Origin of the sequence: Pseudomonas sp. 21LCFQ02, from assembly GCF_024129895.2 — a bacterium.
Lineage (GTDB): Bacteria > Pseudomonadota > Gammaproteobacteria > Pseudomonadales > Pseudomonadaceae > Aquipseudomonas.
Map to the genome: position 1 here is coordinate 5275006 of NZ_CM178749.1, position 25764 is coordinate 5300769.

25 protein-coding genes are annotated in these 25764 nt (G+C 62.2%); 14 read left to right on the forward strand and 11 right to left on the reverse strand.

Annotated features, from left to right (window positions below; genetic code table 11):
- Positions 1 to 37 precede the first annotated feature (37 nt).
- The 3 genes from NJC40_RS23785 (at position 38) to NJC40_RS23795 (ending at position 3993) form a co-directional block, all read left to right on the forward strand.
- On the forward strand, positions 38 to 1663 hold the full coding sequence (locus tag NJC40_RS23785; protein WP_253141680.1) for a GMC family oxidoreductase: 1626 nt from the start codon (positions 38 to 40) through the stop codon (positions 1661 to 1663).
- 162 nt (positions 1664 to 1825) lie between these two features.
- Positions 1826 to 2641 carry a hypothetical protein gene (locus tag NJC40_RS23790; protein WP_253141677.1) on the forward strand — a complete coding sequence of 272 codons (816 nt, stop codon included), beginning with the start codon at positions 1826 to 1828 and terminating at the stop codon, positions 2639 to 2641.
- Positions 2642 to 2979: 338 nt separating this feature from the next.
- The gene (locus NJC40_RS23795; RefSeq protein ID WP_253111855.1) at positions 2980 to 3993 is read left to right on the forward strand and encodes an alpha/beta hydrolase; all 1014 of its coding nucleotides are present in this window, start codon (positions 2980 to 2982) and stop codon (positions 3991 to 3993) included.
- 52 nt (positions 3994 to 4045) lie between these two features.
- Here the strand turns inward: NJC40_RS23795 and NJC40_RS23800 are convergent, their stop codons facing one another.
- Positions 4046 to 4939: a LysR family transcriptional regulator gene (locus tag NJC40_RS23800; RefSeq protein WP_045492527.1), complete on the reverse strand. Its 894-nt coding sequence runs from the start codon at positions 4937 to 4939 to the stop codon at positions 4046 to 4048.
- 156 nt (positions 4940 to 5095) lie between these two features.
- Between NJC40_RS23800 and NJC40_RS23805 the strand changes: the two genes are divergently transcribed.
- Complete coding sequence (locus NJC40_RS23805; protein WP_253141674.1) at positions 5096 to 6334, forward strand: MFS transporter; 1239 nt, start codon at positions 5096 to 5098, stop codon at positions 6332 to 6334.
- Here NJC40_RS23805 and NJC40_RS23810 read toward each other — a convergent pair.
- Together NJC40_RS23810 and NJC40_RS23815 are read right to left on the reverse strand one after the other, a co-directional pair.
- Positions 6305 to 6631: an AzlD domain-containing protein gene (locus NJC40_RS23810; protein WP_045492533.1), complete on the reverse strand. Its 327-nt coding sequence runs from the start codon at positions 6629 to 6631 to the stop codon at positions 6305 to 6307. The two genes, NJC40_RS23805 and NJC40_RS23810, sit on opposite strands and share 30 nt — an antisense overlap.
- Entirely contained in the window at positions 6628 to 7362 is a 735-nt protein-coding gene (locus tag NJC40_RS23815) for an AzlC family ABC transporter permease (RefSeq protein WP_253141671.1), read from the reverse strand. The genes NJC40_RS23810 and NJC40_RS23815 overlap by 4 nt, the downstream gene beginning before the upstream one ends.
- A 178-nt stretch (positions 7363 to 7540) precedes the next feature.
- On the opposite strand from NJC40_RS23815, the gene NJC40_RS23820 reads away from it, so the two are divergent.
- On the forward strand, positions 7541 to 8494 hold the full coding sequence (locus NJC40_RS23820) for a LysR substrate-binding domain-containing protein (RefSeq protein WP_045492539.1): 954 nt from the start codon (positions 7541 to 7543) through the stop codon (positions 8492 to 8494).
- Between the two features lie 21 nt (positions 8495 to 8515).
- Here the strand turns inward: NJC40_RS23820 and NJC40_RS23825 are convergent, their stop codons facing one another.
- Positions 8516 to 9331, reverse strand: coding sequence for a protein phosphatase 2C domain-containing protein (locus NJC40_RS23825; protein WP_253141668.1), 816 nt, complete (start codon positions 9329 to 9331; stop codon positions 8516 to 8518).
- Positions 9332 to 9397: 66 nt separating this feature from the next.
- On the reverse strand, positions 9398 to 10216 hold the full coding sequence (locus NJC40_RS23830; RefSeq protein WP_253141666.1) for an isocitrate lyase/PEP mutase family protein: 819 nt from the start codon (positions 10214 to 10216) through the stop codon (positions 9398 to 9400).
- Between the two features lie 297 nt (positions 10217 to 10513).
- Between NJC40_RS23830 and NJC40_RS23835 the strand changes: the two genes are divergently transcribed.
- From NJC40_RS23835 to NJC40_RS23850, 4 genes are all read left to right on the forward strand, one after another.
- Positions 10514 to 11209, forward strand: a complete 696-nt coding sequence (locus NJC40_RS23835; RefSeq protein WP_253141663.1) for a hypothetical protein — start codon at positions 10514 to 10516, stop codon at positions 11207 to 11209.
- Between the two features lie 203 nt (positions 11210 to 11412).
- The gene (locus tag NJC40_RS23840; protein ID WP_045492549.1) at positions 11413 to 11841 is read left to right on the forward strand and encodes a DUF2231 domain-containing protein; all 429 of its coding nucleotides are present in this window, start codon (positions 11413 to 11415) and stop codon (positions 11839 to 11841) included.
- Complete coding sequence (locus NJC40_RS23845; RefSeq protein ID WP_253111651.1) at positions 11838 to 13130, forward strand: PQQ-dependent sugar dehydrogenase; 1293 nt, start codon at positions 11838 to 11840, stop codon at positions 13128 to 13130. The genes NJC40_RS23840 and NJC40_RS23845 overlap by 4 nt, the downstream gene beginning before the upstream one ends.
- A gap of 373 nt (positions 13131 to 13503) precedes the next feature.
- Positions 13504 to 14433 carry an IS110 family transposase gene (locus NJC40_RS23850; protein ID WP_253143071.1) on the forward strand — a complete coding sequence of 310 codons (930 nt, stop codon included), beginning with the start codon at positions 13504 to 13506 and terminating at the stop codon, positions 14431 to 14433.
- A 295-nt stretch (positions 14434 to 14728) separates the two neighbouring features.
- Here NJC40_RS23850 and NJC40_RS23855 read toward each other — a convergent pair whose 3' ends face one another.
- The 6 genes from NJC40_RS23855 to NJC40_RS23880 form a co-directional block, all read right to left on the reverse strand.
- Positions 14729 to 15478 (reverse strand): CerR family C-terminal domain-containing protein, encoded by a 750-nt coding sequence (locus tag NJC40_RS23855; protein WP_253111649.1) that lies wholly within the window; start codon positions 15476 to 15478, stop codon positions 14729 to 14731.
- A 287-nt stretch (positions 15479 to 15765) separates the two neighbouring features.
- Positions 15766 to 17604 (reverse strand): hypothetical protein, encoded by a 1839-nt coding sequence (locus tag NJC40_RS23860; RefSeq protein WP_253141138.1) that lies wholly within the window; start codon positions 17602 to 17604, stop codon positions 15766 to 15768.
- Positions 17605 to 17722: 118 nt separating this feature from the next.
- Complete coding sequence (gene lhpI / locus NJC40_RS23865) at positions 17723 to 18673, reverse strand: bifunctional Delta(1)-pyrroline-2-carboxylate/Delta(1)-piperideine-2-carboxylate reductase (protein WP_253141137.1); 951 nt, start codon at positions 18671 to 18673, stop codon at positions 17723 to 17725.
- A 51-nt stretch (positions 18674 to 18724) separates the two neighbouring features.
- Positions 18725 to 19285, reverse strand: a complete 561-nt coding sequence (locus NJC40_RS23870; RefSeq protein ID WP_052483541.1) for a pyridoxamine 5'-phosphate oxidase family protein — start codon at positions 19283 to 19285, stop codon at positions 18725 to 18727.
- 46 nt (positions 19286 to 19331) lie between these two features.
- Complete coding sequence (locus NJC40_RS23875; RefSeq protein ID WP_045492563.1) at positions 19332 to 20036, reverse strand: SDR family oxidoreductase; 705 nt, start codon at positions 20034 to 20036, stop codon at positions 19332 to 19334.
- A gap of 99 nt (positions 20037 to 20135) precedes the next feature.
- A complete protein-coding gene (locus NJC40_RS23880; protein WP_253141136.1) occupies positions 20136 to 21035 on the reverse strand; it encodes a LysR substrate-binding domain-containing protein in 900 nt (299 codons plus the stop codon).
- On the opposite strand from NJC40_RS23880, the gene NJC40_RS23885 reads away from it, so the two are divergent.
- From NJC40_RS23885 to NJC40_RS23905, 5 genes are all read left to right on the forward strand, one after another.
- The gene (locus NJC40_RS23885) at positions 21034 to 21411 is read left to right on the forward strand and encodes a hypothetical protein (RefSeq protein ID WP_253141135.1); all 378 of its coding nucleotides are present in this window, start codon (positions 21034 to 21036) and stop codon (positions 21409 to 21411) included. The two genes, NJC40_RS23880 and NJC40_RS23885, sit on opposite strands and share 2 nt — an antisense overlap.
- Positions 21412 to 21481: 70 nt before the next feature.
- Complete coding sequence (locus NJC40_RS23890) at positions 21482 to 22099, forward strand: glutathione S-transferase family protein (RefSeq protein ID WP_253141134.1); 618 nt, start codon at positions 21482 to 21484, stop codon at positions 22097 to 22099.
- Positions 22100 to 22131: 32 nt separating this feature from the next.
- Positions 22132 to 24183 carry a 2Fe-2S iron-sulfur cluster-binding protein gene (locus NJC40_RS23895; RefSeq protein ID WP_253141133.1) on the forward strand — a complete coding sequence of 684 codons (2052 nt, stop codon included), beginning with the start codon at positions 22132 to 22134 and terminating at the stop codon, positions 24181 to 24183.
- 28 nt (positions 24184 to 24211) lie between these two features.
- Positions 24212 to 24676 carry a nuclear transport factor 2 family protein gene (locus NJC40_RS23900; RefSeq protein ID WP_045492576.1) on the forward strand — a complete coding sequence of 155 codons (465 nt, stop codon included), beginning with the start codon at positions 24212 to 24214 and terminating at the stop codon, positions 24674 to 24676.
- Positions 24677 to 24713: 37 nt separating this feature from the next.
- A complete protein-coding gene (locus tag NJC40_RS23905; RefSeq protein ID WP_253141132.1) occupies positions 24714 to 25604 on the forward strand; it encodes a LysR family transcriptional regulator in 891 nt (296 codons plus the stop codon).
- The last annotated feature ends 160 nt before the right edge of the window (positions 25605 to 25764 follow it).

Below are 25764 nucleotides of genomic sequence, written 5' to 3' on the forward strand. Positions count from 1 at the left end.
GGGCTCCACCAGCACTTGGCATTATGAGGTACACCCTATGACCACCCTCACTCAACGCAGCTTCGACTACATCGTGATCGGCGCAGGTTCCGCCGGCTGCGTGCTGGCCAACCGACTGTCAGCCGACCCATCGGTTTCAGTCTGCCTGGTGGAAGCCGGCCCCAGCGACCGCACTCCGCTGCCGGCCGGCTACATCCGCACACCCGCCGGGATCATCCGCCTGATCGCCAACCCGAAGTGGAACTGGATGCACCGCTTCGCGCCGCAGAACGGCGTCACCAACCCCGAAATCCCCTGCCCGCGCGGCAAGGTCTGGGGTGGCTCCAGCGCAATCAACGGGATGATCTACATCCGTGGTGACCGCAATGACTATGACCGCTGGGCCGCTGCGGGCAACCGTGGCTGGAGCTACGATGAGTTGCTGGCGTACTTTCGCCGCAGCGAACACTTCGAGCCGGGCGAGTCGCAATGGCATGGCCGTGGTGGCGAACTCAACGTCGCCGAGCAGCGCAGCCCAAGCCCGGTCAATCAGGTGTTCTATGAGGCCGCCGCCGAGCTGGGCTGGCCTTACAACGCCGACTTCAACGGCGAGCAACAGGAAGGCATCGGCCCGTTCCATGTCACCCAGATCAACGGCGAACGCTGCAGCGCCTCCAGAGCGTTTCTGCATCCGATCCTGCAACGCCGCAACCTGACCATTCTCAGTAGCACCCTGACCCATCGGGTACTGCTGGAGGGCAAACGGGCGACCGGCGTCGAAGTCAGCCACGACGGTGAGGTGATAAAACTGCTGGCCAACCGTGAAGTGATTCTCAGCGCCGGCGCGATCAACTCACCACAGTTGTTGCTGCTGTCCGGTATCGGCCCGGCTGCCGAACTGGCCCGTCACGGCATTGCGCAACAGCACGAACTGCCCGGTGTCGGGGAAAACCTGCAGGACCATCAGGACGTGGTGCTGATGTACCGCTCAGATGCCGAGCTGGGCTACGGGCTCAGCAGCAAAGGCATCGGCAGGCTCGCGCTGTCGCCATTGCAGTATCTGTTTGGCCGCCGTGGGCCGATGACTTCGAACACCGTAGAGTCCGGTGGTTTTCTGCGCCTGGACCCACAAGCCGACACACCGGAAATCGGCGTGATCGTCGCCCCGGCGCTGAAAAACCAGCCGCAGCGCGTCATCCCGGTCGGTCACGGTATCAGCCTGCATGTGGCAGTGATGCACCCGCGCAGCCGCGGGCGGATCGGCCTGAACTCACCAGACCCGCATGACAAACCGCTGATCGAAGCCAACTTCCTCAGCGACCCGGCAGACCTCGACACGCTGGTTCAGGGCGTGCAGTTGATCCGCAAACTGGTCGCCACCGAGAGTTTTGCCCGACACCTCAAGGGCGAACTGGTGCCCGGCCCGCAGGTCACCAGCCGCAGCCAGATCGAAACCTGGATTCGCGCCAACCTGGGCACGGTGTTCCACCCGGTCGGCACCTGCAAGATGGGCCACGACGACCTGGCGGTGGTCGACGATCAACTGCGCGTACACGGGCTTGAGGGCCTGCGGGTGGCCGATGCCTCGATCATGCCGACGCTGATCACCGGCAACACCAATGCCCCGGCGATCATGATCGGCGAGAAAGCGGCCGATCTGTTGTTGGGCAAGTCGATTGCTTGAGGCGATTTGGGCGGCGGGCACGTGTGTTCTGTTCAGCGCCGGCTTGCCTGCTGCCTGCACCTGGGGCGCTGGCGAGGCATATGCCGGACGCTATTGCAGGATAACGCTCAAGCCAGCCAACTCGTCGCCGATACTGTGCGCAACCTTGCAACTGTGACCAACATGCCCAAACGAACACGCCTGCTGCTGGTATTGCTCGGCCTCAGCGCAATGCTGTACATCGCCGTGCAAGTCGACTGGTCTGTGCCAGGCCGCTACTACCGCAATTACCAGCATGTCCAGGCGATGCTGGCCCGCAAAGATCAGCTCGACAGTGCAGTGGCCAGGTTGCGTGCGCGCTACGGCGAAAGCGCAAACATGAGTTTCGCTGTCAGCTTCGACTTGCAGGGCACCTTCACCCAGGTTGTCCAGGTCACTCGTGAATGCGGAGAACTGGACGACCACAGCTTCCTCGACGACGCCAGGCAGTTGTTCAAGGAAGCTGGACTCGGCAGGATCGACCGCCTCGAATACCGCTATGGCTGTGATCAGCCACTGAGCTTTGGCATGACCGCGCAAGCCTTCAATCAGAGCTTCATCAGCGCACTCAAAGAGCACAGTTGGTGTCGCGAGATCACGCCGTCGCAGGCCTTGAGCCAGGCCAGGCTGGACCAGCCGTCTCAGCTGTGGACAGACAAGAATGCAGCGATACAGGCGCAACTGGACTCAGACGGCGACGGTTCGATAACCCGTGGGCGCTGGTACAGTGCCTTGGCACCGCTCAACGATGGCCAAGCGCAATATCGGATGATGCTGTGCACCACCCGGGCTGTGATTCGGGTCCTGGAACCTGGGCTGGATAAAGCGCAGGTCCTTAAACTGATCAGCGAAGTGCATAGCGAAGGCCCAGACAGTCAGGCAGTCGAGGTGGGCCGCTATAGATTCTCCGGCGCTACCCGACCGACGGGGTTCAACGTCAGCCGGGTGCGCAAGGATTAGCCGCCGCATGAGCGGCATTGGCGACACCAGCGATCGCCATGCAAGACGCTAGCGCTGCGCCACGAACTACTGAGTTTTTTTCACAAAGACATGAAAACGCCCCCTACTAATCAGCAGACTCGCGGACAGTCAACATAGCGGTCACCGGGAACAGCAGCCACCACCGATAGCGGTTCTGGCTGGCCTGACCTTTGACTCCTGCTTGATAAGGTGCACTGACTGTGAGTAGTTCTTTAACGATTACCCAAGCCAACTCCAATCCCCTGCCTGTTGCCGGCAAACCCCGCGCGCGGCTGGCGGCCATCGGTATTTTTCTCGCCTCACTCGGCCTGCTTTCCCTGCCAGCCGGTTCCGCTCTTGCCGCGCAGGCACTGAAGGCCCCGGCGATCCCCGCAGGCGCTGATAACTTTTATAACAGCGCCAGCGTCACCGTGCAGAAAGTGACGTTCAAGAACCAGTACAACATGCAGGTCACCGGCAATCTGGTGACACCGAAAAACCTTGATCGCAAGGCCAAGGCACCCGCCATCATCGTCGGCCATCCCATGGGCGCGGTGAAAGAGCAAAGCGCCATGCTCTACGCGCAGAAACTGGCTGAGCAAGGCTTCGTAACCCTGGCTATTGATCTGCCGTTCTGGGGCGAAAGCGAGGGCCAGCCGCGCAATCTGGTGGCTCCCGAGCTGTACACCGAAGCGTTCAGCGCAGCGGTCGATTACCTGGGCACAAGTGACCTCGTTGACCGTGACCGTATCGGTGTATTAGGCATTTGTGGCAGTGGCAGTTTCTCGATCAGCGCGGCCAAACTCGACCCGCGCCTGAAAGCCGTTGCCACCGTCAGCATGTACGACATGGGTGCCGTTACCCGCCATGGCCTGCAGCACTCCGTGACCCTGGACCAGCGCAAGGCGTTGCTCGCCAAAGCGGCCGAACAGCGCTACACCGAGTACACCACCGGCAAGGGCATTTTCCTTGATTACCTGCCCGCGCAGGCGGATGCCGAGACCGACCCGATAACCCGCGAGTTCTGGGAGTTCTACCGCACGCCACGCGGGGCGGCCACCCCGCAAGGCATGACGCTGGAGCAAACCCAGAACCGCATGCTGAGCAGCGAAATCCGTTTCATGAATTTCTACCCGTTTAACGATATAGAAACGATTTCACCACGCCCGATGCTGTTCATCACAGGTGATCAGGCACACTCCAGGGAGTTCAGCGAAGACGCCTTCCAGCGCGCTGCCGAACCCAAGGAGCTTTACTACGTCAAGGGTGCCGGGCACGTCGATCTGTATGACCGTGCCGACCTGATTCCTTGGGAAAAACTGACCGGCTTTTATCAGCGCAATCTCAAGTGACCGCCTCGGTGCTCCGCTCGGGGCACCGTTGTACAGGGCTCGCCAGTGACGATCAGGGTGTGTAGCGCAACGCTTGCACCAGAGCCGCGAACGCTGGCGAGGCCTGCCTTCGATTCGGGTAATACAGGTGGAACCCCTGAAATGTCGGGCACCACTGCGGCAGCACTTCGATGAGTCGGCCATCGGCAAGGTAAGGCGCGACCAGCTCTTGCGGGACATAGCCGATGCCGATTCCATCCAGAGCTGCATTGAGTACGTGAACAATGCTGTTGAACACCAGCGGTCCTTCGCCCTTGACTGTGAAGGGCTTGCCGTCTCGCTCGAACTCCCAGGCGTAGATCGATCCGGACGGCCGGTGACGAATATTGATGCAGGTGTGCTTCATCAAGTCGTAGGGCGTGGCCGGCGCGGGGTTACGTTCGAAGTAAGCCGGCGTGGCGACCAGCGACAGTCGCCAGTCTGGCCCGATGCGCACCGCAATCATGTCCTTGCTGATGGCCTCCCCGAGGCGAATGCCAGCATCGAAGCGTTCTTCCACCACATTGGTGAAGCCATAGTCGACGAACAATTCCAGTACGATGTCCGGGTATTGCTCAGTGAACCGCTTGAGCTTCGACCTCACGCACAACTCAATCGAATCGTCCGTACAGGTGATACGGATGGTCCCGCGCGGCGTCTCGCGCAAATCGTTCAACGCCTCAACCTCGGCAGCGATCTGCTCGAACAGCGGTGCGACGGAACGCATCAACCTGTCACCGGCTTCGGTCGTCGAGACATTGCGCGTCGTACGCGACAACAGCCGCACGCCCAGCCGCTCTTCAAGCCCCCGCAACGTGTGGCTGAGCGCCGAAGGCGTGACACCCAGTTTGACCGCCGCTTTGGTAAAGCTCTGATCTCGGGCAACGGCCACGAAGGCTTGTAGATCGTTGATTTTGTGCCGGCTCATTCCTGAATTTTTCTCAGCAACTCATAAAAACCATACCTACTAATCATGCCAATGCCGATACGTCAATATGGTCTTGAACGATCAGTCGTGGCCTTGGCCGGCGGCTGAAAACTTTTCGGCAAGCCATTTCGTGAATAACGGTTACGAGTGACGTCAATGAACAACCCAAGCATCGAGCCGGTCCGCGAGGACCTGTGCGCCCCACAGACACCGGCACACTGGAGCGGCGTATGGGCCATGACCCTGTGCGTCTTTGCGCTGATCGCCTCAGAGTTCATGCCCGTGAGCCTGCTGACGCCCATCGCGACCGAACTGGGCGTCAGCGAGGGCCTGGCCGGTTATGGCATCGCCATTTCCGGCACCTTTGCGGTGCTGACCAGCCTGTCCATCTCATGGATCGCTGGCGCCATGAACCGCAAGACGCTGTTGCTGCTGCTGACCGCACTGATGTGTGTGTCAGGACTGGTGGTGGCGCTGGCCAGCAACTACATCATGTACATGGTCGGGCGCGCCCTGATCGGCGTGGTGATCGGCGGCTTCTGGTCGATGTCGGCAGCTGTCGCCATGCGTCTGGTGCCTGCCGAAAACGTGCCCCGTGCCTTGGCGATCTTCAACAGCGGCAATGCCCTGGCGACCATCGTCGCCGCCCCTCTGGGCAGCTATCTGGGCGGTATCATCGGTTGGCGCGGTGCGTTTTTCTGCCTTGTTCCGGTCGGGCTGATCGCCCTGATCTGGCAATGGATCAGCCTGCCAGCGATGCAGGCTGCGCCTCGGGCGAGAGGATCGGCCAATGTATTCACGCTGCTGGGCAATCCACTGGTGGCGCTGGGCATGCTCGCGGTGGGCCTGTTCTTTATGGGCCAGTTCGAACTGTTCACCTACATTCGTCCGTTCCTGGAAACCGTGCCCCGCGTTGATGTACCCACCTTGTCGACGATGTTGCTGGCACTGGGTATCGCCGGCTTCATAGGCACCCTGCTCATCGGTTCATTCATCAAACAAGGCCTGTATCGAACCCTGATCGTCATCCCTTTGCTGATGGCTGGACTGGGCATTGGCCTGGTGGCATTCGGGAATTCGGTTGCGATGGTCTTCGTGCTGCTCGCCTTATGGGGCCTGGTCGCCACCGCCGCGCCGGTGGGCTGGTGGTCATGGCTGGCTCAATCGGTACCGTTTGATGCCGAAGCAGGCGGCGGGCTGATGGTGGCGGTGATCCAGCTCTCTATTGCTCTGGGTTCCACGCTGGGGGGTGTGCTGTTCGATACCCAAGGCTATCAAACCACCTTCGTTGCCGCAGCCATTGTGCTGATTGCTTCGGCTGCCCTGACGTTGGCCACCGCCCGCATCAACGCCTCCCGAAATCCGCTACGCGGCCAGATACCTGATTGCCCATAACACCGCCATCCCGACCGCCAGGGTCAGCACCGTACTGCGGGTCTTCCAGGCCACCAGCGCAGCGATGACGGCGGCCGGGATTTGCGGGTTGCTGATATCGATGCTGCTCTGGCCTGCCGGGTAGACCACCGCTGGCAACGCCAGCGCGGCCATGACACTGGCGGGCACGTACAGCAGTGCCCGCGTGAACAGCGCCGGAACCTGCCAGCGGCCTTGCAGCTCGATGAAACACAGGCGGATGGCAAAGGTGCCGATACCGACGGCAGCAAACATCAACCACATGGTCAGCTCGCTCATTGAGCCTCCTCGGTCGCAGGCGCTGCGCTCTTGCCCGACGCATTGGTCAACCGCTCGATCCACAGCCCGGCCACGATGCCACCCAACGAGGCGACGATCAGCCCCAGGTTATACGGCAACCTCGCCAGCCACACCGCCAGCAGGCCACCAACCACCGCCGCGCCCAGGCTCGGTTTGCTGCGAATGCCGGGCACCAGCAGGGCCAGGAATGACAACGGGATTGCAAAGCCCAGCGACCAGTTTTCCGGAATGCTCGCGCCGACATACACCCCTGCTACCACCGAGAGCATCCAGGCCAGCCACATGGCGACCGCGGTGCCAGCGTAGAACGGAAACAGATAGGGCCCCAGTTCACCGGAAAAAGCCTTCAGGCTGCACAGCGCAAAAGACTGGTCAGACAAGAGATAAGCCGACGGCCAGGACCAGCGCCGCGGCAAATGCTGCAGGTGCGGTGCAAAGGTGGCGCCATACATGATGAAGCGCAGGTTAATGATCCACGCGGTGACCACGATGGCGATCGGCACCACCCCGCTGTGCATCAGTTGCAGCACTGCCATCTGTGCGGAACCGGAATAGAACATCGCGGCCATGCCCAGAGTGGTCGCCGGTGACAATCCCATATTGATCGCGGTCACGCCCGTCACCAGGCCAAAGGGAATCACCCCCGGCGTCAGTGGTAGCAGTACGCGCACCCCGTGCATGAAGGCATGTCTGGCCGAGGGATAAGGCATCGGGTTTTCCTTTTTATGTGGGCACAGTCACCCGCACCGGGTTATCGCGGCAGTTATAAGGCTGAACGTGAAATAGGCTGCAGGGCACCCTGTGCTGGGCGTGGTGCGTTAGAGTGTAGGGCCCGGCGGCTGGCCGGCGGAATCGACTTTTTATGCAGATAAACAGGTAGTTTTTGTTATGCGCGAAGGCTCTCAGACTGATCTGGCATTGCTGAAAATGCCCTCTTTCAAGGCCATGCGTTCGTTTGTCGCCGCCGCCCGGTATCGCAGTTTTACCCGCGCCGCCGATGCCCTGTGTGTGACCCAGGCGGCGATCAGTCGGCAGATTCGTGACCTTGAGCTGCACCTGGGCACTGACTTGTTCGTACGCAGCGGCCGGGACCTGCGCCTGACCCCTGCCGGCACGTTGCTGTTTGATTCGGCGCAGCTCTCGCTGCTCAATATCTTCCACACCACCGAGCGGATTCGTCGCCAGACCAGTGATAAAGACACCCTGACGCTGTGTTGCACCCATGCATTTTCATCGATGTTTTTGGCACACCGGCTCACGGATTTCCTCGCCAGCAATAACGACGTCGGCCTCAACGTCATCACCACCGAACGCTTCCAGGATATCGAGCCTGGGATCGAACCCGATGTTTTCGTCACCCAGGCGCTGGATGAGCGGCCGGGCTATCTGCGCGTGCCGCTGTTTCATGTCGTCGTTTACCCGGTCTGCAGCCCGGCCTACCTTGAAGCTCAACCGCAATTACCGACCTTGCAAGGCATGCGTGACAGTGCGTTGCTGGACCTTGACCCTTATGGCCGGTCACAGCTGACCGAGCAGTTCGACTGGAACGCCTGGTTTGCCTGGTTCGCGCAGGACCTGGCGGGTGCTGCGACGCCTCGGCCAGCGGCGTTCAGCAGCAATGACTACAACCTGCTGATCCAGATGGCCCTGAACGGCCAGGGGATTGCGCTGGGCTGGGATCACCTGGTCAAACCGCTGATTGCCCAGGGCCGCCTGGTCCGTCCGGTGAGCGAGCAAGTGGTGTTGCGCGATGAAGTCCACTATCTGGTGATCAACGAAAACAAAGCCCAGGTGCCGGCCTGTCAGCGGCTGACTGAGTGGTTGCTCGAACAATTCAAATGAGCGCGGTCATCCTCACCGGTTTCAGCCCACTCGTAACCATAGCCCGGTAGCGTCATCGCTGGCCTTGAAACGCGGATAGCGCAGGCAAGCCGCGTCTTGGCGTTCAATGTCGCGCAGTTGCCGGGCCAGAGGCGCCAGCCCGTGCTGCAGAACCTGAGCGACGAAGCCGGCAGGGTCATAAGCCTGGTAGGTATCGAACAATGCCGCGAAACCGTCGCTGAGCAGCAGCAGGTCGTCGCCCTGCGCCACCGGCACCCGTACATATTCAGTGTTGATCCGGGCATGCCCGGCATCGATACCCAGCACCGCCTTGGGCCGCTCGCGGGCCGCACGGCGGTCGGCCAGGACTTCGGGACTGCGCACCGCTGCGGCTCCGGTGCCCGGCCCCAGTGCTGCGGCCTCGGCGCGCTCGCGCTCGCGGTCGGGTTGCGGGGTCAGAAAGGCGATACCCGCGGCGCTGCGGTGCAGCACGATGCAGTCGGCCATGAAGCCACACACCAGCGAGTCGTCCTCGATGGCCACGGCGGCAAACGCTGCACGCGGCAGTTCCCAGCCGGCCAGCGGCTCGCGCCGCCGCTCACCTTCATAGGCGCCCGCCACGGTGTCGAACACCTGGGCGCAGATGTCGGTTAACGAGCCATTCGCCGCTGCGAACGCCCGATGCGCAGTACCCGCCAGCCAGGCGGCCCCGCCGCGCGCGCCCAGCAACCCGGCAGGACCAAGGTCGGTGGCACCGTCGATGACCCAGGCATGGCGCTCGGCGCTGCCGGCGCGGTCATCATTGGCGACGTTCAGCCTGCCAGCCAGGCTGATGGATTCGATCAGGTCCAGATGCATCGGGATGGGTCTCCGGAAAAACAAGGCGCGAGTCTAGACCACGCGATGGCCGGGATGTTCGAGGCGCTAGCCCTTCATCAAGTCATTCATGGCCTTGAACGCGATCGCGTCGCGGGCGAAGTTGAAGGTGCCTTGCTCTCTGACTTCTTGGGCCGCACGCAGCAGGCCGCCCAGCGCGGCTCTGGCAAAGGAGCTGCCCAGACTGATGCGGCGTACCCCCACCTCGGCCAACTGCGCCACGCTGTAGGCGGCGCCAGACAGGCCCATCACGACATTGACCGGTTTATTGACTGACTCGCAGAGGGTTTTGATCGATTGCAGATCAGGCAGGCACGGTGCATACAGCACATCGGCGCCGGCCTTTTCGAAGGCCTGTAGCCGGCGAATGGTGTCGTCCAGGTCCTGGATGCCGAAGCTGTAGTTCTCGGCGCGGGCCACCAGGGTGAACGGGAATGCCCTGGCGGCTTCGGCGGCGGCGCTGATGCGCTCTACCGCGTGGTTGAAGTCGTACACGGTTTGGCCCTTGCGCCCTGCGCCGTCTTCGATCGAGCCGCCCACCAGTCCGGCCTCGGCCGCCAGGCCGATGGTGCGCGCGACCGCGTCGGGCGAGTCAGCGAAGCCGTTTTCAAGGTCGGCGCTGACCGGCAGTTCAGTGGCCTGCACAATGGCCTTGGCGTTTTCCAGAATCTGCTCGCGCGACAACAAGCCCTCGGTATCGCGCACGCCCAGGCTGAAGGCAAGACCGGCGCTGCTGGTCGCCAGCGCCTCAAAGCCCAGCGAGGCCAGCAACCGTGCGCTGCCGGCGTCCCAGGGGTTGGCCAGAATCAGCGGCTCATTACGCTCGTGCAACCCCTTGAACAGCTGGGCTTTGGTTGATTGACACATGTTTGCCTCCTCCATTGATGAGCCGTCCCAGGGCGCAGGATAGCGCAGTGCCCAGCCGCGCTGGCTGACACTACGGCACTGATCGCCTTGGCGGTGGTCGAAACCGGGTTATTTGTTCCTGATCTGCCAACAGATCGGCCAGGCACCCCGGAGAATTTCGTGTCCAAACAGTCCAAAACACTCCTGTCCTTGTTGCTCGCCGTCAGCGTTCTGAGTGGCTGCGCACACTCTTCTAACGCGCCAAACGCCAGCGCGTTACCAAGCAGCGATAAACATGCGCTTGTCGGAATCTGGGCCATGCAGCCGTTGAACAACGGCATCGCCAACGTCACCGAATTCCGGGCTGACGGCAAAGCGCTGCTGTATCCGTTCAACTGCAGCGACAGGCAGGCGCAGCAGCCCGAGGTGTCCACTTACACGGTGGCGGACAACGGCCAGTCGATTCATATCGCATCAGCGCAAGAAAGCTTTGACCTTAAAGTTCTGGCCTTCGCCCCCAAGGCCATGCAGCTCGCCATGCAGGTTGCCGATCAGCAGTTGACGTTCGATTACGTCAAGGTCGACAAGGTCGCGCCACTGTGCGCGCTGCCGTCCGGGGCCGCCGCCGAACAGGCACGCCAGTCGCCCTACCAGGCCAGCGACTTTGTCGCCGCGCCGCAGTTGCCGGCGCACCCTCGCATGCAGCGCTACCTGGGCACGTGGGCAATCGGCGATGTCGTGGAGCTGGAGATCCGCCGCGACCCGCAAGGCAAGGCTTATCTGTATCACGCCAGCAACCCCAACTGGCACTACCTGTACAACGATGTGCGCTGGATCGGCGATGCCCTGCATTTTCAGAGCTACAGCTACTCGGACAAACCCGAGCTGTTCAGCCACCCCAGCCACAAGTCACCGACCCAGGTGATTCTGCAGCCAACGCCTGACGGCAAGCTGCGTTACCTGTTGACGATCGAAGGGCGGGTGTTCGAAGAGACGCTGACCCGGACCAAGTGAGCAACCGATGAGCTGGCCGGCCATGCCATGCTGGCGGGCATGGCCGGCCACACGATCCACAGCCGGCAGCTGGCTAAACTGGCTGTTACCGAATGTGTAATAGCGCCCATTGGGCTGAACTAAAGCAGCGCCCCGACGATCCATTCCCATGCCCGACGCTATCGAGCCCCGCCCTGGAATGTGAACGATAAGGAGCGCCACCCGTGACCGTACCCGACCATCCCCCGTACCACGCAACCCCCGGCCCGCTTCACGGCATCCTGCTGGGCGGCAGCGTTGCGCTGTTTCTCGGCGCCTTGCTCAACGATATCGCCTATTACAACACCACGCAGATCCAGTGGAGCAATTTCGCCGCCTGGCTGATTGCCGGTGGCTTGCTGTTCGCAGGTCTTGCCGGCCTGTTTGCCATTACCAACCTGCTACGCGCCCCGCACAAGGGCGGCCGACCGCTGGCTTACCTGCTGGTGCTGCTGGCCACCTGGCTGCTGGGCCTGCTCAATGCCTTCGAACACGCCAAGGATGCCTGGGCGGTCATGCCGACCGGGCTGGTACTGTCCGTGATTGTCACCCTGCTGGCCGTGGTATCGGCCTGGATTGCCTTCAGTAACCTGCGCACGGAGGTAGCACGATGAAACCGATGCCTGTCCTGACTATTCTCGGCATGACCGTGCTGCTCAGTGCCTGTGGCGGCGAAGCTGACAGCACCCAGGCCCGCGGCCCGGACCCGAAGCTGCCGGAGCCGCAGCGCGGCCTGCTGCCGAGCATGAAAATCGCCGAGCCAGCCGAATGGGGCAGCGAGAAGCCCACGGTGCCGGAAGGCTTCAGCATCACCGCGATTGCCACGGACCTGAAGATTCCGCGCCAGACGCTGGTACTGCCCAACGGCGATATCCTGATCGCCGAGGGCCGTGGCGGCAACGCCGCCAAACTCAAGCCCAAAGACGTGATCGCCGGCTACATCAAGGCCCAGGGCAATACCAAGGTCAAAGGCGGCAACCGGTTGACCCTGCTGCGCGATGCCGACGGTGACGGCCAGTTTGAGGTGCAGACGGTGTTTGCCGACAACCTCAACGCGCCCTACGGCCTGGCCTTTGCCGATGGCAAGCTGTACGTCGCCAACCAGGACGCGCTGGTGCGTTTCGACTATCAGGATGGCCAGACCAAAGCCAGCGGGGCGCCGGTCAAGCTCACCGACCTGCCCTCGGCGATCAACCATCACTGGACCAAAGCGATGACCATCAGCCCTGACGGGCGCTATCTGTACGTGGGCATCGGCTCGAACAGCAACGTGACCGAGCGCGGCATGGAAGTGGAGATCGACCGCGCCATGGTCTGGCAGATCGATGCTGAAACCGGCGCGCACAAACCCTACGCCACCGGCCTGCGCAACCCCACAGCCCTGGCCGTCCAGCCAGGCACCGGTAAACTCTGGACGGTGGTCAATGAGCGCGACGAACTTGGCCCGGACCTGGTTCCCGACTACCTGACCTCGGTACAGCAAGGCGGTTTCTACGGCTGGCCATGGAGCTACTGGGGCCAGAACGTCGACACCCGCGCCCAGCCACAGAACCCGGAAAAAGTCGCTGCGGCGATCAAACCCGACTACAGCCTGGGCTCACACGTCGCCGCGCTGGGCCTGGATTTTTCCATTGCAGCAATGGGCGAACGCTTTGCCAACGGCGTGTTCGTGGGCGAGCACGGCAGTTGGAACCGCGACAACCCGGTGGGCTACAAAGTGATCTTCGTGCCATTCAAGGACGGTCGTCCGGCCGGTGAACCGATAGACTTTGCCACCGGTTTCCGGGGTAACGACGGCAAGACCCGCGGCCGCCCGGTAGGTGTAACGGTAGACCCGCGCGGCGCACTGATCATTGCCGATGACCTGGCCAATACCGTGTGGCGGGTGACGCGTAATCAGTAGGGCCGACCGGGCTGCGACCCGCTTTAGCCGCAATACTGTCCACTTAGACCGGTGGGAGCAGCCGGCCGGCGCTCCGGTTGCTGTGGTCCGGCATCCCGGCGAAGGCAGCGGTACATTCGCAGCAGATGCGATGACTTTACCGGCCTCTTCGCGAGCAAGCTCGCTTGTGTCTTTGATCAAGGTAAAGTCTGGGGTGAGAGGGGTGGATGGCAAGCTGACAAATCGCGGTGCCTAGAGCACGTGTGGGAGCCAAGCTGCCATCCACTCTTCCCGCTTTGGCTCAAAGCTCGAACAGTTGACTGAGTCCGACCTCGAACAACAAGCGTGAGTCAGGCCAAAGCGCCTCTCACTCTTTATCCTAGAGGTTTTACTCATGTCCGCCTATGCCGGTATTGATGTTTCCAAGGCCACGCTGCAGGTTGCGCTGTTTCCCAAAGCCGATGAGCTGTGTGTGCCTAATACTGAAGAAGGTCTCGCCAGCATCGCTGAGTACCTCAGCGCCCATCAGGTTGAACGAGTTCTTGTTGAAGCCACCGGTGGTTACGAGAAACTGTCGGTAAAGCTTCTGGCTAATGCCGGGTTCAAGATCCAGCGTATTAACCCTGTTCGTTCACGTCAGTTCGCTCTGGCCATGGGCAAGCGTGCCAAGACCGATCCAATCGACGCGCAAATGCTGGCCATGTTCGCCTCCAGCCTGGAGGCAAAGGGCTTCGCAAAGCCTGACGAGGAGCGCGAAGTCCTGCTTGAGCTGGTCAACTTGCGCAACAATCTGCTTCAACAACGTGACGACAACCGGCGCCGTATCAAACAGACCATAGTGCCCAGCGTGGTGGACATCTACCTCGCGTTGGAAGCCAGCCTCAAAGTGCAGATCAAAGCGGTAGATCAACTTGTCGATGCACAAGCGCGCAAGGTCGACTCAGAACTGCTGCAGCGGCTGCATGCCGTAAAGGGCGTAGGCCCAGTGACAATCGCCAGCCTGTTCTGCTACCTGCCAGAGCTGGGTGATCTGAGTCGTGGACAAATCGCAGCGTTGGCCGGTGTGGCACCGTATAACAACGACAGCGGTAGCAAGGCCGGCAAGCGGCAGATCTACGGTGGGAGGACGAAACTGCGCCGTGCGACCTACATGTGTGCGCTGGTGATGGTGCGCTACAACGCCGATTTCAAGGAGCGCTATGCGAGGCTGCGTGCCAAAGGCAAGTGCGCGAAAGTGGCCCTGGTGGCCTGCATGCGGGTGCTGCTGATACGTCTGAACGCCATGGTGCGCGACGGAACACCATGGCGTGATCACGTGGTTTGAATGGGGGGCGGGCTTTGCCCGCCATCGCGGAATCTATCCGCGATGGCATTATAAAATGCCCATTCATCGGGGGATGATGAAAGACAGTTGGCTCCCACCGGGGGCATAAAGCACTTAACTGAACAGTATTGGCTTTAGCCGCAATACTGTTCAGATAAGCACTGCATGCCTTTGTGGGAGCGACCTTGGTCTGGGCGGCACTCCGACGAATAGGCTGGTAAAGCCACAGCAACTGCTGCGAACGCGCTGCCGTCTTCGCGAGCAAGCTCGCTCCTACAACTGACACGCCTCGGGCCTACGGACACAATGGCACCTCTTGCATGGATCGGCTGGCACCCAGCCTGCCCGCTTCGCGCTCCGAAACCCAGGATCGCAAGGTCAGGCGCATCTGCCCGAGCAATATTTCCCGTACCCGCTGCATGCGCTCAGAATCGACGCTGTCCCACTCCATGATGCCCAGCATCTGGCGACGCAGGGTACGCATGGCCATGCTCTGACTGTTGAGCGCAAACGCGCGCATCCGGGTGCGCTCGTCATCAACCGGCAAGCCGGTCAGACGCCCCACCAAACCAGTGGTGACGGCGTTCAGAGGCGCGTACAGCTTTTTGTGCATGATTGCATCGGTGTCGAACATGCCCAAGCCGACCACCTCTCTGGCCATGAACAGATACCAGGCTTCAGCTTGCGGGCTGTCCTGGACAAAGCCGATAAAGCCGCCCAACAGTTGCAGATAAGCCTCGATCAACTGCCCGTCACTGCTGGCACGATTGTGCAGTACAGCTTCGGCATGCTGCACCGCCCCTGCAAGCTGCTCGCGAATCTTCGTGATGATGTCCTCGATACAGGCGTGATACAGCCCTTCCTTGTTGTCGAAGTAATACTTCAGGGCCGGCGCATTGAGCCCGGCCTCACTGGCGATATCGCGGGTGGAGGCGCCTTCGAAGCCACGTTCGCCAAACAGCCGCAAGCCGGTTTCGATCAATCGGGCGCGAGTGTCCGTACCGCGTTGATAGCCGCCTCCAGCAGTGCTTTTGTGTCGGGGCATGAGCAATCCTTGTCTGAAAACCTCTTGGAAACATATCGACTGATATGAATGTGCTTGCCGATCATCCTGTCGACCGACCCAGCGCTTGGACTGCCTCGATTGCGCAAAGGTCCATCTGCGGCAAGCCCGGTCGACCGATCCGGCCGCAGAGCCCGATACTATGCGCGAATCATTACACCTCAGGCATGCTACAGGTCACTTCGACCTGCAGCAGTCGGCAAGTCTGACCGGCCTTCAACGGCTGCTGGCATTGCAGCGCGGGTTCCTTTTAGCAAGCCGGGCATGAATCAGTGCAGCTGCGCTTCAACCGCACTGACGTTCTTTCTCTGCAGCAAAATCCTCATCATGCGCCGCGCCCAGTGGGTTCCGGCGGCACGCCAGCGCAGCAACGAAAGCCCCAGCGCCAGCAGGTAGATCTGCGGCAACAGGTACAGGGCGTTGGTCACGGCGTGCAGAGTACCCTGGCGGTTGAACGCGAACTTCAGCCAGCGCCAGTCCGGCCACATTTCGGCCGTCGGATACAAGGCCATGAATACTGACAGCCACAGCATGCCGGGCACGCCCAGCGTCAGAATGCGCGCCCAGCGCCCCGCCGCCCAGGCCCATAACCGCGGGAACAACAGCGGCAGGCTAAAGCGGTTGAACACGATTGCAGCGCCGAACCACAGCAGCATCCCCACGCCCAATCCCTGATTGGCGGCCTGCACGAGTTGCATGTAGACCCGCTTGCCGACTGTTTGCGGCTCACCGAGCAGCGCCAGGATCCCCAGCTTGCCGGTGCCGGGCTCCGGCAGGCCGGTGAGATAGAAGCTCATCACCAGATACACAACAAACAGCACCGCCGTCAGCGGCAGCGACAGGCCCAGCACGGCAGCAGGCCGCAAGCGGTGGCGGGTGGCGACGATGTGCCGGAAGGTCTCGGCACGCTTGTGCAGAAACTCCAGCCCATCCTCCGGATCAATGATGCCTTGCAGCACCGGGGTGGTCTGGTCGATAGGCCGCTGTTGCTCGTTCTCGGCAATCAACTGGCGGGCGATCTTCGAACTGGAGGCCCGGTGGATGGCCTGGATGTCCGTCGTGTCCTGCATCGAGGCCAGCAGTTTCTTGAAATTGCCATTGAGCACGCCGTCGAGGTACAGCGGGATCGGCGGCAGCCCCACAAAGCGGCAGGTCCCGGTGCTGCCCTCATGGGACACCTCGGCCTCGGCGGCCGGTACGTGACCGGTCGCGGTGAATAGCCGTGGGTCCGGGTGATCCGCCTGGGCCTGGTCGACGACAAACACTGCCGCGTTGTTGGGGCCATTGACCGACTCGCCAATCACCGGCTCCAGCCAGTCGGCGCTGAGGTTGCGCCAAGCGTAATGGACCCGCAGATCGACATGCACCTCCAGGCGGGACTCGTGAATCAGTTCACCGGCCCCCTCGCACGGCGCGCAGCGCACCTGGCCCTGGTCGCACGCCGTGCAGCGCACCACGCCACGGGCATTGCAGTCCGGGCATGGCGTGGTGCGCTGGCCCTGGCATTTGTGGCAGCGATCGGCAGGCAGCAGCCCGCCCTGACAACTGCAACGGTGATTGTCGTACTGGCCGGTCCCGCCACAGTAACCACAGCGACGCCGCTCGGGCTCATGGCCGGTGCCGGAGCAATAGTGGCAATGCAGATGACAGCCGCCCCGGCAACGAGCGCAACGCACTTCGGCATGCCCGGCGCAGGCGCTGCAGTGCACCACGCCGTGGCCGTTGCAGTCAGTGCACTGCTCACGGGTGCAGAAACGCTCGGTATCGACCGTCAACAGGACTTGGCCTGGCCTGCGGTAGTGGTCGACGTCGTTGCTCAGATGCTGGTAGATCAGCGGCCGGAAATGGCCCGGGTTAGCCAGCAACCGTTCACGCCGGGCCTGCAGCACCTGGTCCAGATAATCACGGTTGCAGTGTTCGCCGGTCAGTTGCCGAACCCGCCGCGAGGCCACCTGGCAACTGAGGGTCGAGGTGATGGTGTAGGTGACATCGGCCCTGTGTGGCCGGACCGCTGCGACCGTGAAAGGGGCCGCTGGCGCGACCCCGAAAGCATCCTGCGCCCTGGCGCGCAGCGCTGCGGCAATGGCATTGTCCGTGATGACCTGCATATTCATCCTTGATCCCGGTTGACGGCCGCACACCTTCGGTACGCAATCCGGACGCTTTGTCACTTGGGCGTAGAAAAAATTCCCCGCAAGAGTGCCGACTGCTTCACATAACTGCCGGTCAGCCAGGCTTGCGCTCGCTCTGTTCAGTGTTAAGTGCCGCCAGCGCGACCCGGCCTGCGGCCAGATCCCAGGCACCGGTTCCGACACTCTTGAACACCGCCGGGCGGGTAACGGCTTGCGGGCTGCGCAACGCCGCAGCCAATGAAATGACGGCTGACCAGTCGACCCCCGCGCGCAGCAAATCACCTGCCTCGACATGCGCCCCTGCCGGCTCATCAACATAGATCGCACTGCCATCGAGCGTGAGCTTGCCGATTTCGGCCATTTCCGGCTTGAACGCCCCCACGCCAATGACCAACCGGCCAGCGCGGGCCACCTGGTTGTAGATCGGCTCCAGGCTGGTGGTCAGCGTAATCACGACCTGCACCTGGTCCGGTACATCGGCCGGGCAAGGCTCAAGGTTGGCGCCCTCACTGCAGAAGGCCAGGACCTGCCGGGCGTCACGCCCTTTAACCCGGATTCGCGCATCGGGATATACGGCATTGAGGGCTTGAACGTGATAGCGCGCCTGCACGCCGGTGCCGTACAGCAGAATATCGGTGGGCGGATCAGGCAACAGGGTACGGATCGCCAACAGGCTGACTGCCGCCGTGCGCCGCCCGGTGACCTCCGGGCCGTCGAGCAGGCAGCGGATACGCCCGGTCGCGGCGTCACACACACTCACCGTGCCATGAATCGACGGCAGTTGCTGCTGCGCGTTATTGGGGTGCACATTAACCAGTTTGTGAATACCGATATCGGCCGCCGTGGCCGGCATGCTCAGCATCACCCCGCTGCCCATCGGCACCACCAGACGTTCGGGGCTGAGAATCTGACCGGCCTCCAGCTGCTGCGCAGCCTGCGCAATGGCCTGGACCAATGCCGGGAAGGCCAGCAGTTGCGCCGTGCGCTCGCGGTCACAAACGATGACCGCGTTGCCATTGTCAGTTGCAGTTGCCGGGTTGCTCATCGAAATCCTCGTCGTCTGTGCCAATGGGGTGCCGATTACCGAAACCGGCCTTCAGGGTGCCAGCCACTCCTTGCGCCAGCCCCGCGCCAGCCGGCTGAACCGGGCGCGCTGGTGATAGCTGCCGGAAAGATCCAGCCACTCTACCCGGTCCACACTCACCGTCACGATACAGAAATGCTCGTCGCTGTCAGACTCTGGCTCTTCGCTCCAGGCTTCGGCGGGATCGTCCAGCACCGTGCCCGGCGGGCAAAAACGATTGAACAACTGTTTGCTCTGCGGCTTGAGGGTGTTCCAGATTTCGCGTTTGCGTTGCGGGTCAAACTGCACGCTGGCCCGGCCTTCCAGACGCAATTGCACATTGCGCTGGCCGTCGAAGGCCGATAACGCCACGAACGGATTGCGTAACAGCTCCTGGAATTTGTTCGAGCGGCGATCAATCCAGAACACCAGGGTTGCATTTTGACCGTCGGCTTCACGCAAGATGATGCTGCGCGAGCGGGGGCAGCCATCCACCCCCAGGGTCGCCAGTTGCAACAGCCGAAACGGCTGAGCACCCGCCTCCATGGGGGTGCTCAGTTCGCCCCAGATGCGATGTAGCAGGTCATAGAGCATCCATGGCCTCCACTGCGGGGGGTGGGCAGCCGCCACCCCGAGAAATTCAAATGCTGCGCATCAGCCCGCCATCCACCCGCAGGCTTTGTGCGGTGATATAGGCTGCACCCTCACTGGCCAGAAATGCAACGGTTGCGGCCACTTCTTCGCTTTTGCCGTAGCGTTGAAGGGGGACAGCGTCACGGCGTTCGTCGGTTTGCGGCAGGCTGTCGATCCAGCCCGGCAACACGTTGTTGATGCGAATATTGTCTTTGGCGTAGGTGTCGGCAAACAGCTTGGTGAACGCCGCAAGCCCTGCGCGCGCCACCGCCGATGTCGGGAACATCAACGCCGGCTCATCGACCCAGGCCGTGGAGATATTGATGATCGCGCCGTTGTGCTGTTGCTGCATGATCGGCGTCACCAGGCGAATGGCCCGCACGGCGTTGAGCAGATACACATCGACCCCCTTGTGCCAGTCCTCGTCGCTGATTTCCAGCAGCGGCGCGCGTGGGCCGTGGCCAGCGCTGTTAACCAGCACATCGATACGCCCCCACTGCTGCATCACCCGATCCACCAGGCGCTGCATGTCGGCGCTGGACTGGTTGCTGCCGGTCACGCCAACCCCGCCCAGCTCTTGCGCCAGCGCCTCGCCCTTGCCGGACGACGAGAGAATGCCGACCTTGAAACCATCGGCCGCCAGACGTCTGGCCGATGCCGCTCCCATACCGCTGCCGCCGGCCATGATGATTGCCACTTTCTGTTCAGTCATGCTGTCGCTCTCCGGATACTCATCAAACTCTGAGCGTCAGCCTAGCACCGCGCCTCGCCGGCAGAGAGTCAGCAGAACACGCACAAGCCGATAGTTTATCTACTGCCTTATCGCCCTGGCCTGCTCGCGCAACCAGGCCAGTACGGTCAGCAAGGTAGCGGGCTCACGCGCATGGCGCGGCCAGACCAGATAGAAACCAGTGTCCATCGGCAGGCTCTGTTCGAGCACCTGCACCAGCCTCCCGGCCTCCAGATCATCCTGAATGAACGCCCGGGTCACCAATGCCAGGCCCTGCCCGGCCAGCGCAGCATCCACTGCCAGCGAAGTGCTATTGAAGCGCAGGTTCTTCGCCGCGCCTTGCAGCGGCTGGGCAAACACATGGGCAATAAACTGCGGCCACAGGTTATGGCCGTCATGCAGCCACAGGTAACGCTGCAACTGCGCCAGGTCTGCCGGCTGGCCCAGTTTGTCGAGCAACGCCGGGCTGCCGACCACGATAATGCTCTGTGCCACCAGCAATTCGGTATTGAGCCCTGGCCCGAACGGTGGGCGTCCGTAACGCACCGCCACATCGACGCCATCAGTGTGAAAGCGCGACAACCGCTCGGTGGCCAGCACCCGCAGGTCGATATCCGGATACGCCTCAGTAAACAACGCAATGCGCGGGATCAGCCAGCGCGAAGCAAAACTCGGTGGCACGCTGACGGTGAGGTGGGCGGTGTCCGGGCACAGCGCGTGCGTGGCTTCGACAATCAGTTCCAGGGCGCGGCGGATACTGGCGCCATAGCGCCGTCCGCCATCGGTCAACGCCAGGCCACGCGGCAACCGGTCGAACAGTTTCACACCCAGGCTGGTTTCCAGACCACGAATCTGCTGCGCCACCGCCGCCTGGGTTACCCCCAGCTCATCGGCGGCCAGACGAAAATTCAAGTGCCGCGCCGCCACTTCGAAGGCACGCAGGGCATTGAGCGACGGTAGCGAGGACAAAGCATCCGACATGGTAGAAAAACGTTCTGCAGGGCGACTGCTGACACGCTACCACAACAGCCCGCCAGCGGAGTCTCTGGCCTTTGATTACATCCGTACAGCCAAAGGCTTACACGCGCTGGCGAATAATTGCTATTTGCCTGCCAGCGTGATGAGCCTATATTTGGATCCAACCACTGGCGAACAGGATGCTCGCCAGGATCAGGGAGGATCGACCGTGAAAGGATACTGCCGACAGGGAGTTGGAATGGTCTGGGACAAAAAACCCGCTTCGGCGGGTTTTTTATTGCCCGCAGAAAAGTGCCTGAAACAATCTGGCACTCCACCGCCATCGTTAATTATTCCACCTGACGCAATAAAGAACTGCCCACAACGCCTATTCCGCTAAAAACCCCGGTATTCCACACTGGCCACACGGCTCGGGACTCTCCCCGCCCCGCTCACTCAGGAACCGGACCATGAAAATCTATCACCACCCGCTGTCAGGCCATGCGCACCGCGCCGTATTGTTCGCCGCGCTGCTGGGCGTGCCCCACGAACTGGTCGAGGTCGATATCAAGGCTGGCGGCCTGCAGCATCCCGACTTCCTCGCCTTGAACCCGTTCGGCCAGATCCCGGTGCTGGTGGATGGCGAACGGGTGATTGCCGACTCCAATGCCATTCTGGTTTATCTCGCCAAGAAGGCCGGGCGCAGCGACTGGCTGCCGGAAGATGCGCTGGGCGCGGCGCGGGTGCAGCGCTGGCTGTCGGTGGCCGCCGGTGAGCTGGCCTACGGACCCTGTGCAGCGCGGCTGATCACGGTGTTTGGCGCCGCCTTCAATGCCGAAGAGGTCATCAACCGCGCCCATGTGTTGCTCAAGCGCCTGGAACAGCATCTGGCGACCCGCGACTGGCTGGCCGCCGAGCATCCGACCATTGCTGACGTTGCGATCTACAGTTATTTGGCCGGCGCACCGGAAGGCAACGTCGACCTGTCGGGCTACCCCGCCGTTGGTCGCCTGTTGCAGCGTATCGAAGCGTTGCCGGGCTTCGTGCCGTTCACGCAAAGCCCGATCGGGCTGCGCGCCAACGTTTGACCCTGCCTGCTGCGCCTATCGGAGACGCGATCATGACCACCACACCCACCTTGCCGACCTGGCACGCGGGCGAAAAACTCATCCAGCAGCAGCTGGGTGTTGCTGAACGCATGGAAGAAGTGGGACGTCGTGTGGTGCGCGACTTCATGCCGGACCAGCATCGCGCCTTCTATGCGCAGTTGCCCTTCGTGGTGCTGGGCAGCGTGGATGCTCAGGGCAATGCCTGGGCCACGATGCTGGAAGGTCAGCCGGGCTTCATGGGCTCGCCGTCCGCCAGCACACTGAACATCGCCGCACAACCCGCCGCCGCCGACCCGGCCGGCCAGGGCATGACCGACGGCGCAGCGGTGGGCCTGCTGGGCATCGAGCTGCACACGCGGCGGCGCAACCGGCTCAATGGCGTGCTCGGCACCACTGCTGCCGGCTTTCAACTGACGGTCGGCCAGAGCTTTGGTAACTGCCCGCGCTACATCCAGCTGCGCGATTTCAGCTTTGACCGTGATCCGGCAGCCGCCGATAGCGCTCAGGCCCAGCGGCTGACCGAACTGGACGTGGCGGCGCGCGCATTGATCGAGAATGCCGATACTTTTTTTGTCGCCTCCTACGCCGACCAGGACGGTCAACGCCAGGTCGATGTCTCGCACCGGGGTGGCAAGCCAGGCTTCGTGCACCTGGACGCTGACGGCACACTGACCATCCCGGACTTCAACGGCAACCTGTTTTTCTCCACCCTCGGCAACCTGTTGCTCAACCGCCAGGCCGGGCTGTTGTTCGTCGACTTTGCCAGCGGTGATGTGTTGCAAATGACCGGCGAGGCCGAGGTGATCTTCGACTCACCCCGGATTGCGGCCTTTCAGGGCGCCGAGCGGTTATGGACCTTTCGCCCCCGGCAGATCGTGCGCAGGGCCGCGGGCCTGGCGCTGCGCTGGAGGTTGCAGGATGACGCCTGGGCTGAGAGTTCGTTGCTGACCGGCGATTGGCAACAGACCGAACAACGCCTGCGCGCCGCCGAATACGCGACCCGCTGGCGAGCGCTGCGGGTGACGCGGGTGACTGACGAGAGCGCGTCGATCCGCTCGTTCGAGTTGCAACCGCTGGACGGTGGCGGGCTGTTGCCGCACCTGGCCGGCCAGTACCTGCCGATCCGGGTGCAGATACCGGGCACTGACGCACCGTTGATCCGCACCTATACCCTGTCGGTCGCGCCGTCGGACGGCCATTATCGGATCAGCGTCAAGCGCGATGGCCGGGTGTCGGGCTACCTGCATGATCATCTGCGCGAGGGCGACACCCTTGAAGCCCGCGCACCGGCTGGCGACTTCACGCTTGATCCAGCCAGCGAACAACCGCTGGTGCTGCTGGCCGCCGGGGTCGGTATCACGCCGATGCTGGCCATGCTCCGCCACCTGGTCTATGACGGGCTGCGTCGCCAGCGATTGCGCCCGGTCACGCTGCTCTATGCGGCGCGCAGCAAACACGATCGCGCCTTTGACCGCGAGCTGGCCGAATTGACCCACGCCGCGAAAGGCTCGGTAAAGCTGATCCGGGTGCTGAGCGATACCGGTGCTGCCCAAGCCGGCATCGACTATGAAGCCCATGGACGCATCGACATGGCGCTGCTCAGCCAGGTGTTGCCGTTCGGCGATTACCAGTTCTACCTGTGCGGCCCTGCCGGCTTTAGCCAGGCGCTGTATGACGGGCTGCGCGGCTATGGCATCGAGGATGAGCGCATCCATGCCGAAGCGTTCGGCCCCGGCTCGCTGCAGCGCAGCACACAGCAGTCTGCCAACGTCCCTGCCCGGCTGCCGCCGGCAACCACGCCGGTCAAGGTGATATTCATGAACTCACAAAAAGAAGCGCGCTGGCAGCCCGACTCCGGGACCTTGCTGGAGCTGGCCGAGGCACGTGGCCTGGCACCCGAGTTCAGTTGCCGTGAGGGGCATTGCGGGACCTGCCGCACCCGTGTGCTCAAGGGCGATGTCACGTATCTCAAGGAGCCTCAAGCAACACTCAAGGACGATGAAGTGCTGATCTGCTGTGCGGTTCCGGCAGATCAACACACCCCAATCCAGCTTGCGCTATGACCTGTTCCATCCCATCAGGAGTTCAACCATGTCCCGTCCACCCCTGCCACCGTTCAACGAACAGACCGCCATCGAGAAAGTCCGCCTGGCCGAAGATGGCTGGAACAGCCGCGACGCCGCCAAGGTCGCGCAGGCCTATACCCTCGACACCCGCTGGCGCAACCGCGTCGAGTTCGTCAGCAACCGCAGCGACGCCGAAGCCTTTCTGACCCGCAAGTGGAATCGCGAGCTGGAGTACCGGCTGATCAAGGAACTCTGGGCCTTCAGCGGCAACCGCATCGCGGTGCGCTATGCCTATGAGTACCGCGACGACAGCGGCCAATGGTTCCGCGCCTACGGCAACGAAAACTGGGAATTTGCCGAAGACGGTCTGATGCGCGAGCGCCATGCGAGCATCAACGAACAACCGATCAGCGAAGCCGAACGCAAATTCCGCTGGCCACTGGGACGCCGCCCGGACGATCATCAAGGTTTGAGCAGCTTTGGTTTCTGAGCCTGCTCGCCCCCCTGAGCTGCGATAAGGAAGACCGATGGACCGTTGGCAAGCGATGCGCGTTTTTGTCAAAGTGGCGGAAACTCAAAGCTTCGCCAAGGCCGCCCGCCTGGTGCACATGAGTGCACCGGCGGTGACCCGCAGTGTTGCGGCACTGGAAGAACTGATTGGCGCCCGGTTGTTCGTGCGCACCACCCGCTCGGTGAAAACCACCGAAGCGGGCCAGCGCTACCTGGACGATTGCCGCAGGATTCTCAGCGAGATTGCCGAAGCCGAGGCATCGGCCGCCGGGCACTACGCCGAACCTTCCGGCACCCTGGCAATCACTGCACCGGTGATGTTCGGCCAGATGCACGTATTGCCCATCGTGACCGACTACCTCGATACCTATCCCGGTATGCGCGCCAGAACCTTCTTCATCGACCGCCCGGTCAACATCGTCGATGAGGGCATGGACGTGGCGATCCGCATCGGCCACTTGCCCGATTCAGGCTTCACCGCGATCCAGGTCGGCACCATGCGCCGGGTCATCTGCGCGTCGCCCGCTTATCTGCAGCGCCACGGCACCCCGCTGACGCCTGCCGATCTGAAGGAGCACCGAATCGTCGTCTCCGACAGTGCCTGGTCGTCACCGGAATGGCGCTTCGCATCCGCACAGCGTCTGCTAGTCACGCCCGCCTTGCAATGCAACACCAACGAAGCAGCGATTGCCACGGCCAGGGCCGGCTGGGGCCTGACCAAGATCCTGCACTACCAGATCGGCCCGGCGCTGCGCGAAGGCAGCCTGGAGATCGTGCTGAGCGACTTCGAAGAACCGCCAGTGCCGGTCTATGTCCTTTACGCACAAGGCCGCCACGCACCGGCCAAGGTGCGGGCGTTCGTGGACATGGCGGTGGCGCAGTTGCGAGGTCATCCACTGTTCAACTGACTCTGCCAGGATCGCAAGACCGTGGCTGACAAACGGATAGCCAAAGGCTTACACGCGGCAGAGAACAATTGCCATTTGCTCCGCCCGACGACAAGCCTATATTTGGATCCAACCACTGGTGAACAGGGAGCTCACCAGGATCAAGGACGATCGACCGTGA

Bases quoted from the DNA above. Each gene is read 5' to 3' on its own strand.
- NJC40_RS23785 (WP_253141680.1), top strand. From the start codon at position 38: ATGACCACCCTCACTCAACGCAGCTTCGACTACATCGTGATCGGCGCA.
- NJC40_RS23790 (WP_253141677.1), top strand. From the start codon at position 1,826: ATGCCCAAACGAACACGCCTGCTGCTGGTATTGCTCGGCCTCAGCGCA.
- NJC40_RS23800 (WP_045492527.1), bottom strand. From the start codon at position 4,939: ATGAGCCGGCACAAAATCAACGATCTACAAGCCTTCGTGGCCGTTGCC.
- NJC40_RS23805 (WP_253141674.1), top strand. From the start codon at position 5,096: ATGAACAACCCAAGCATCGAGCCGGTCCGCGAGGACCTGTGCGCCCCA.
- NJC40_RS23810 (WP_045492533.1), bottom strand. From the start codon at position 6,631: ATGAGCGAGCTGACCATGTGGTTGATGTTTGCTGCCGTCGGTATCGGC.
- NJC40_RS23815 (WP_253141671.1), bottom strand. From the start codon at position 7,362: ATGCCTTATCCCTCGGCCAGACATGCCTTCATGCACGGGGTGCGCGTA.
- NJC40_RS23820 (WP_045492539.1), top strand. From the start codon at position 7,541: ATGCGCGAAGGCTCTCAGACTGATCTGGCATTGCTGAAAATGCCCTCT.
- NJC40_RS23825 (WP_253141668.1), bottom strand. From the start codon at position 9,331: ATGCATCTGGACCTGATCGAATCCATCAGCCTGGCTGGCAGGCTGAAC.
- NJC40_RS23830 (WP_253141666.1), bottom strand. From the start codon at position 10,216: ATGTGTCAATCAACCAAAGCCCAGCTGTTCAAGGGGTTGCACGAGCGT.
- NJC40_RS23835 (WP_253141663.1), top strand. From the start codon at position 10,514: ATGCAGCCGTTGAACAACGGCATCGCCAACGTCACCGAATTCCGGGCT.
- NJC40_RS23845 (WP_253111651.1), top strand. From the start codon at position 11,838: ATGAAACCGATGCCTGTCCTGACTATTCTCGGCATGACCGTGCTGCTC.
- NJC40_RS23850 (WP_253143071.1), top strand. From the start codon at position 13,504: ATGTCCGCCTATGCCGGTATTGATGTTTCCAAGGCCACGCTGCAGGTT.
- NJC40_RS23855 (WP_253111649.1), bottom strand. From the start codon at position 15,478: ATGCCCCGACACAAAAGCACTGCTGGAGGCGGCTATCAACGCGGTACG.
- NJC40_RS23860 (WP_253141138.1), bottom strand. From the start codon at position 17,604: ATGCAGGTCATCACGGACAATGCCATTGCCGCAGCGCTGCGCGCCAGG.
- lhpI (WP_253141137.1), bottom strand. From the start codon at position 18,673: ATGAGCAACCCGGCAACTGCAACTGACAATGGCAACGCGGTCATCGTT.
- NJC40_RS23870 (WP_052483541.1), bottom strand. From the start codon at position 19,285: ATGCTCTATGACCTGCTACATCGCATCTGGGGCGAACTGAGCACCCCC.
- NJC40_RS23875 (WP_045492563.1), bottom strand. From the start codon at position 20,036: ATGACTGAACAGAAAGTGGCAATCATCATGGCCGGCGGCAGCGGTATG.
- NJC40_RS23885 (WP_253141135.1), top strand. From the start codon at position 21,034: ATGGTAGAAAAACGTTCTGCAGGGCGACTGCTGACACGCTACCACAAC.
- NJC40_RS23880 (WP_253141136.1), bottom strand. From the start codon at position 21,035: ATGTCGGATGCTTTGTCCTCGCTACCGTCGCTCAATGCCCTGCGTGCC.
- NJC40_RS23890 (WP_253141134.1), top strand. From the start codon at position 21,482: ATGAAAATCTATCACCACCCGCTGTCAGGCCATGCGCACCGCGCCGTA.
- NJC40_RS23895 (WP_253141133.1), top strand. From the start codon at position 22,132: ATGACCACCACACCCACCTTGCCGACCTGGCACGCGGGCGAAAAACTC.
- NJC40_RS23900 (WP_045492576.1), top strand. From the start codon at position 24,212: ATGTCCCGTCCACCCCTGCCACCGTTCAACGAACAGACCGCCATCGAG.
- NJC40_RS23905 (WP_253141132.1), top strand. From the start codon at position 24,714: ATGGACCGTTGGCAAGCGATGCGCGTTTTTGTCAAAGTGGCGGAAACT.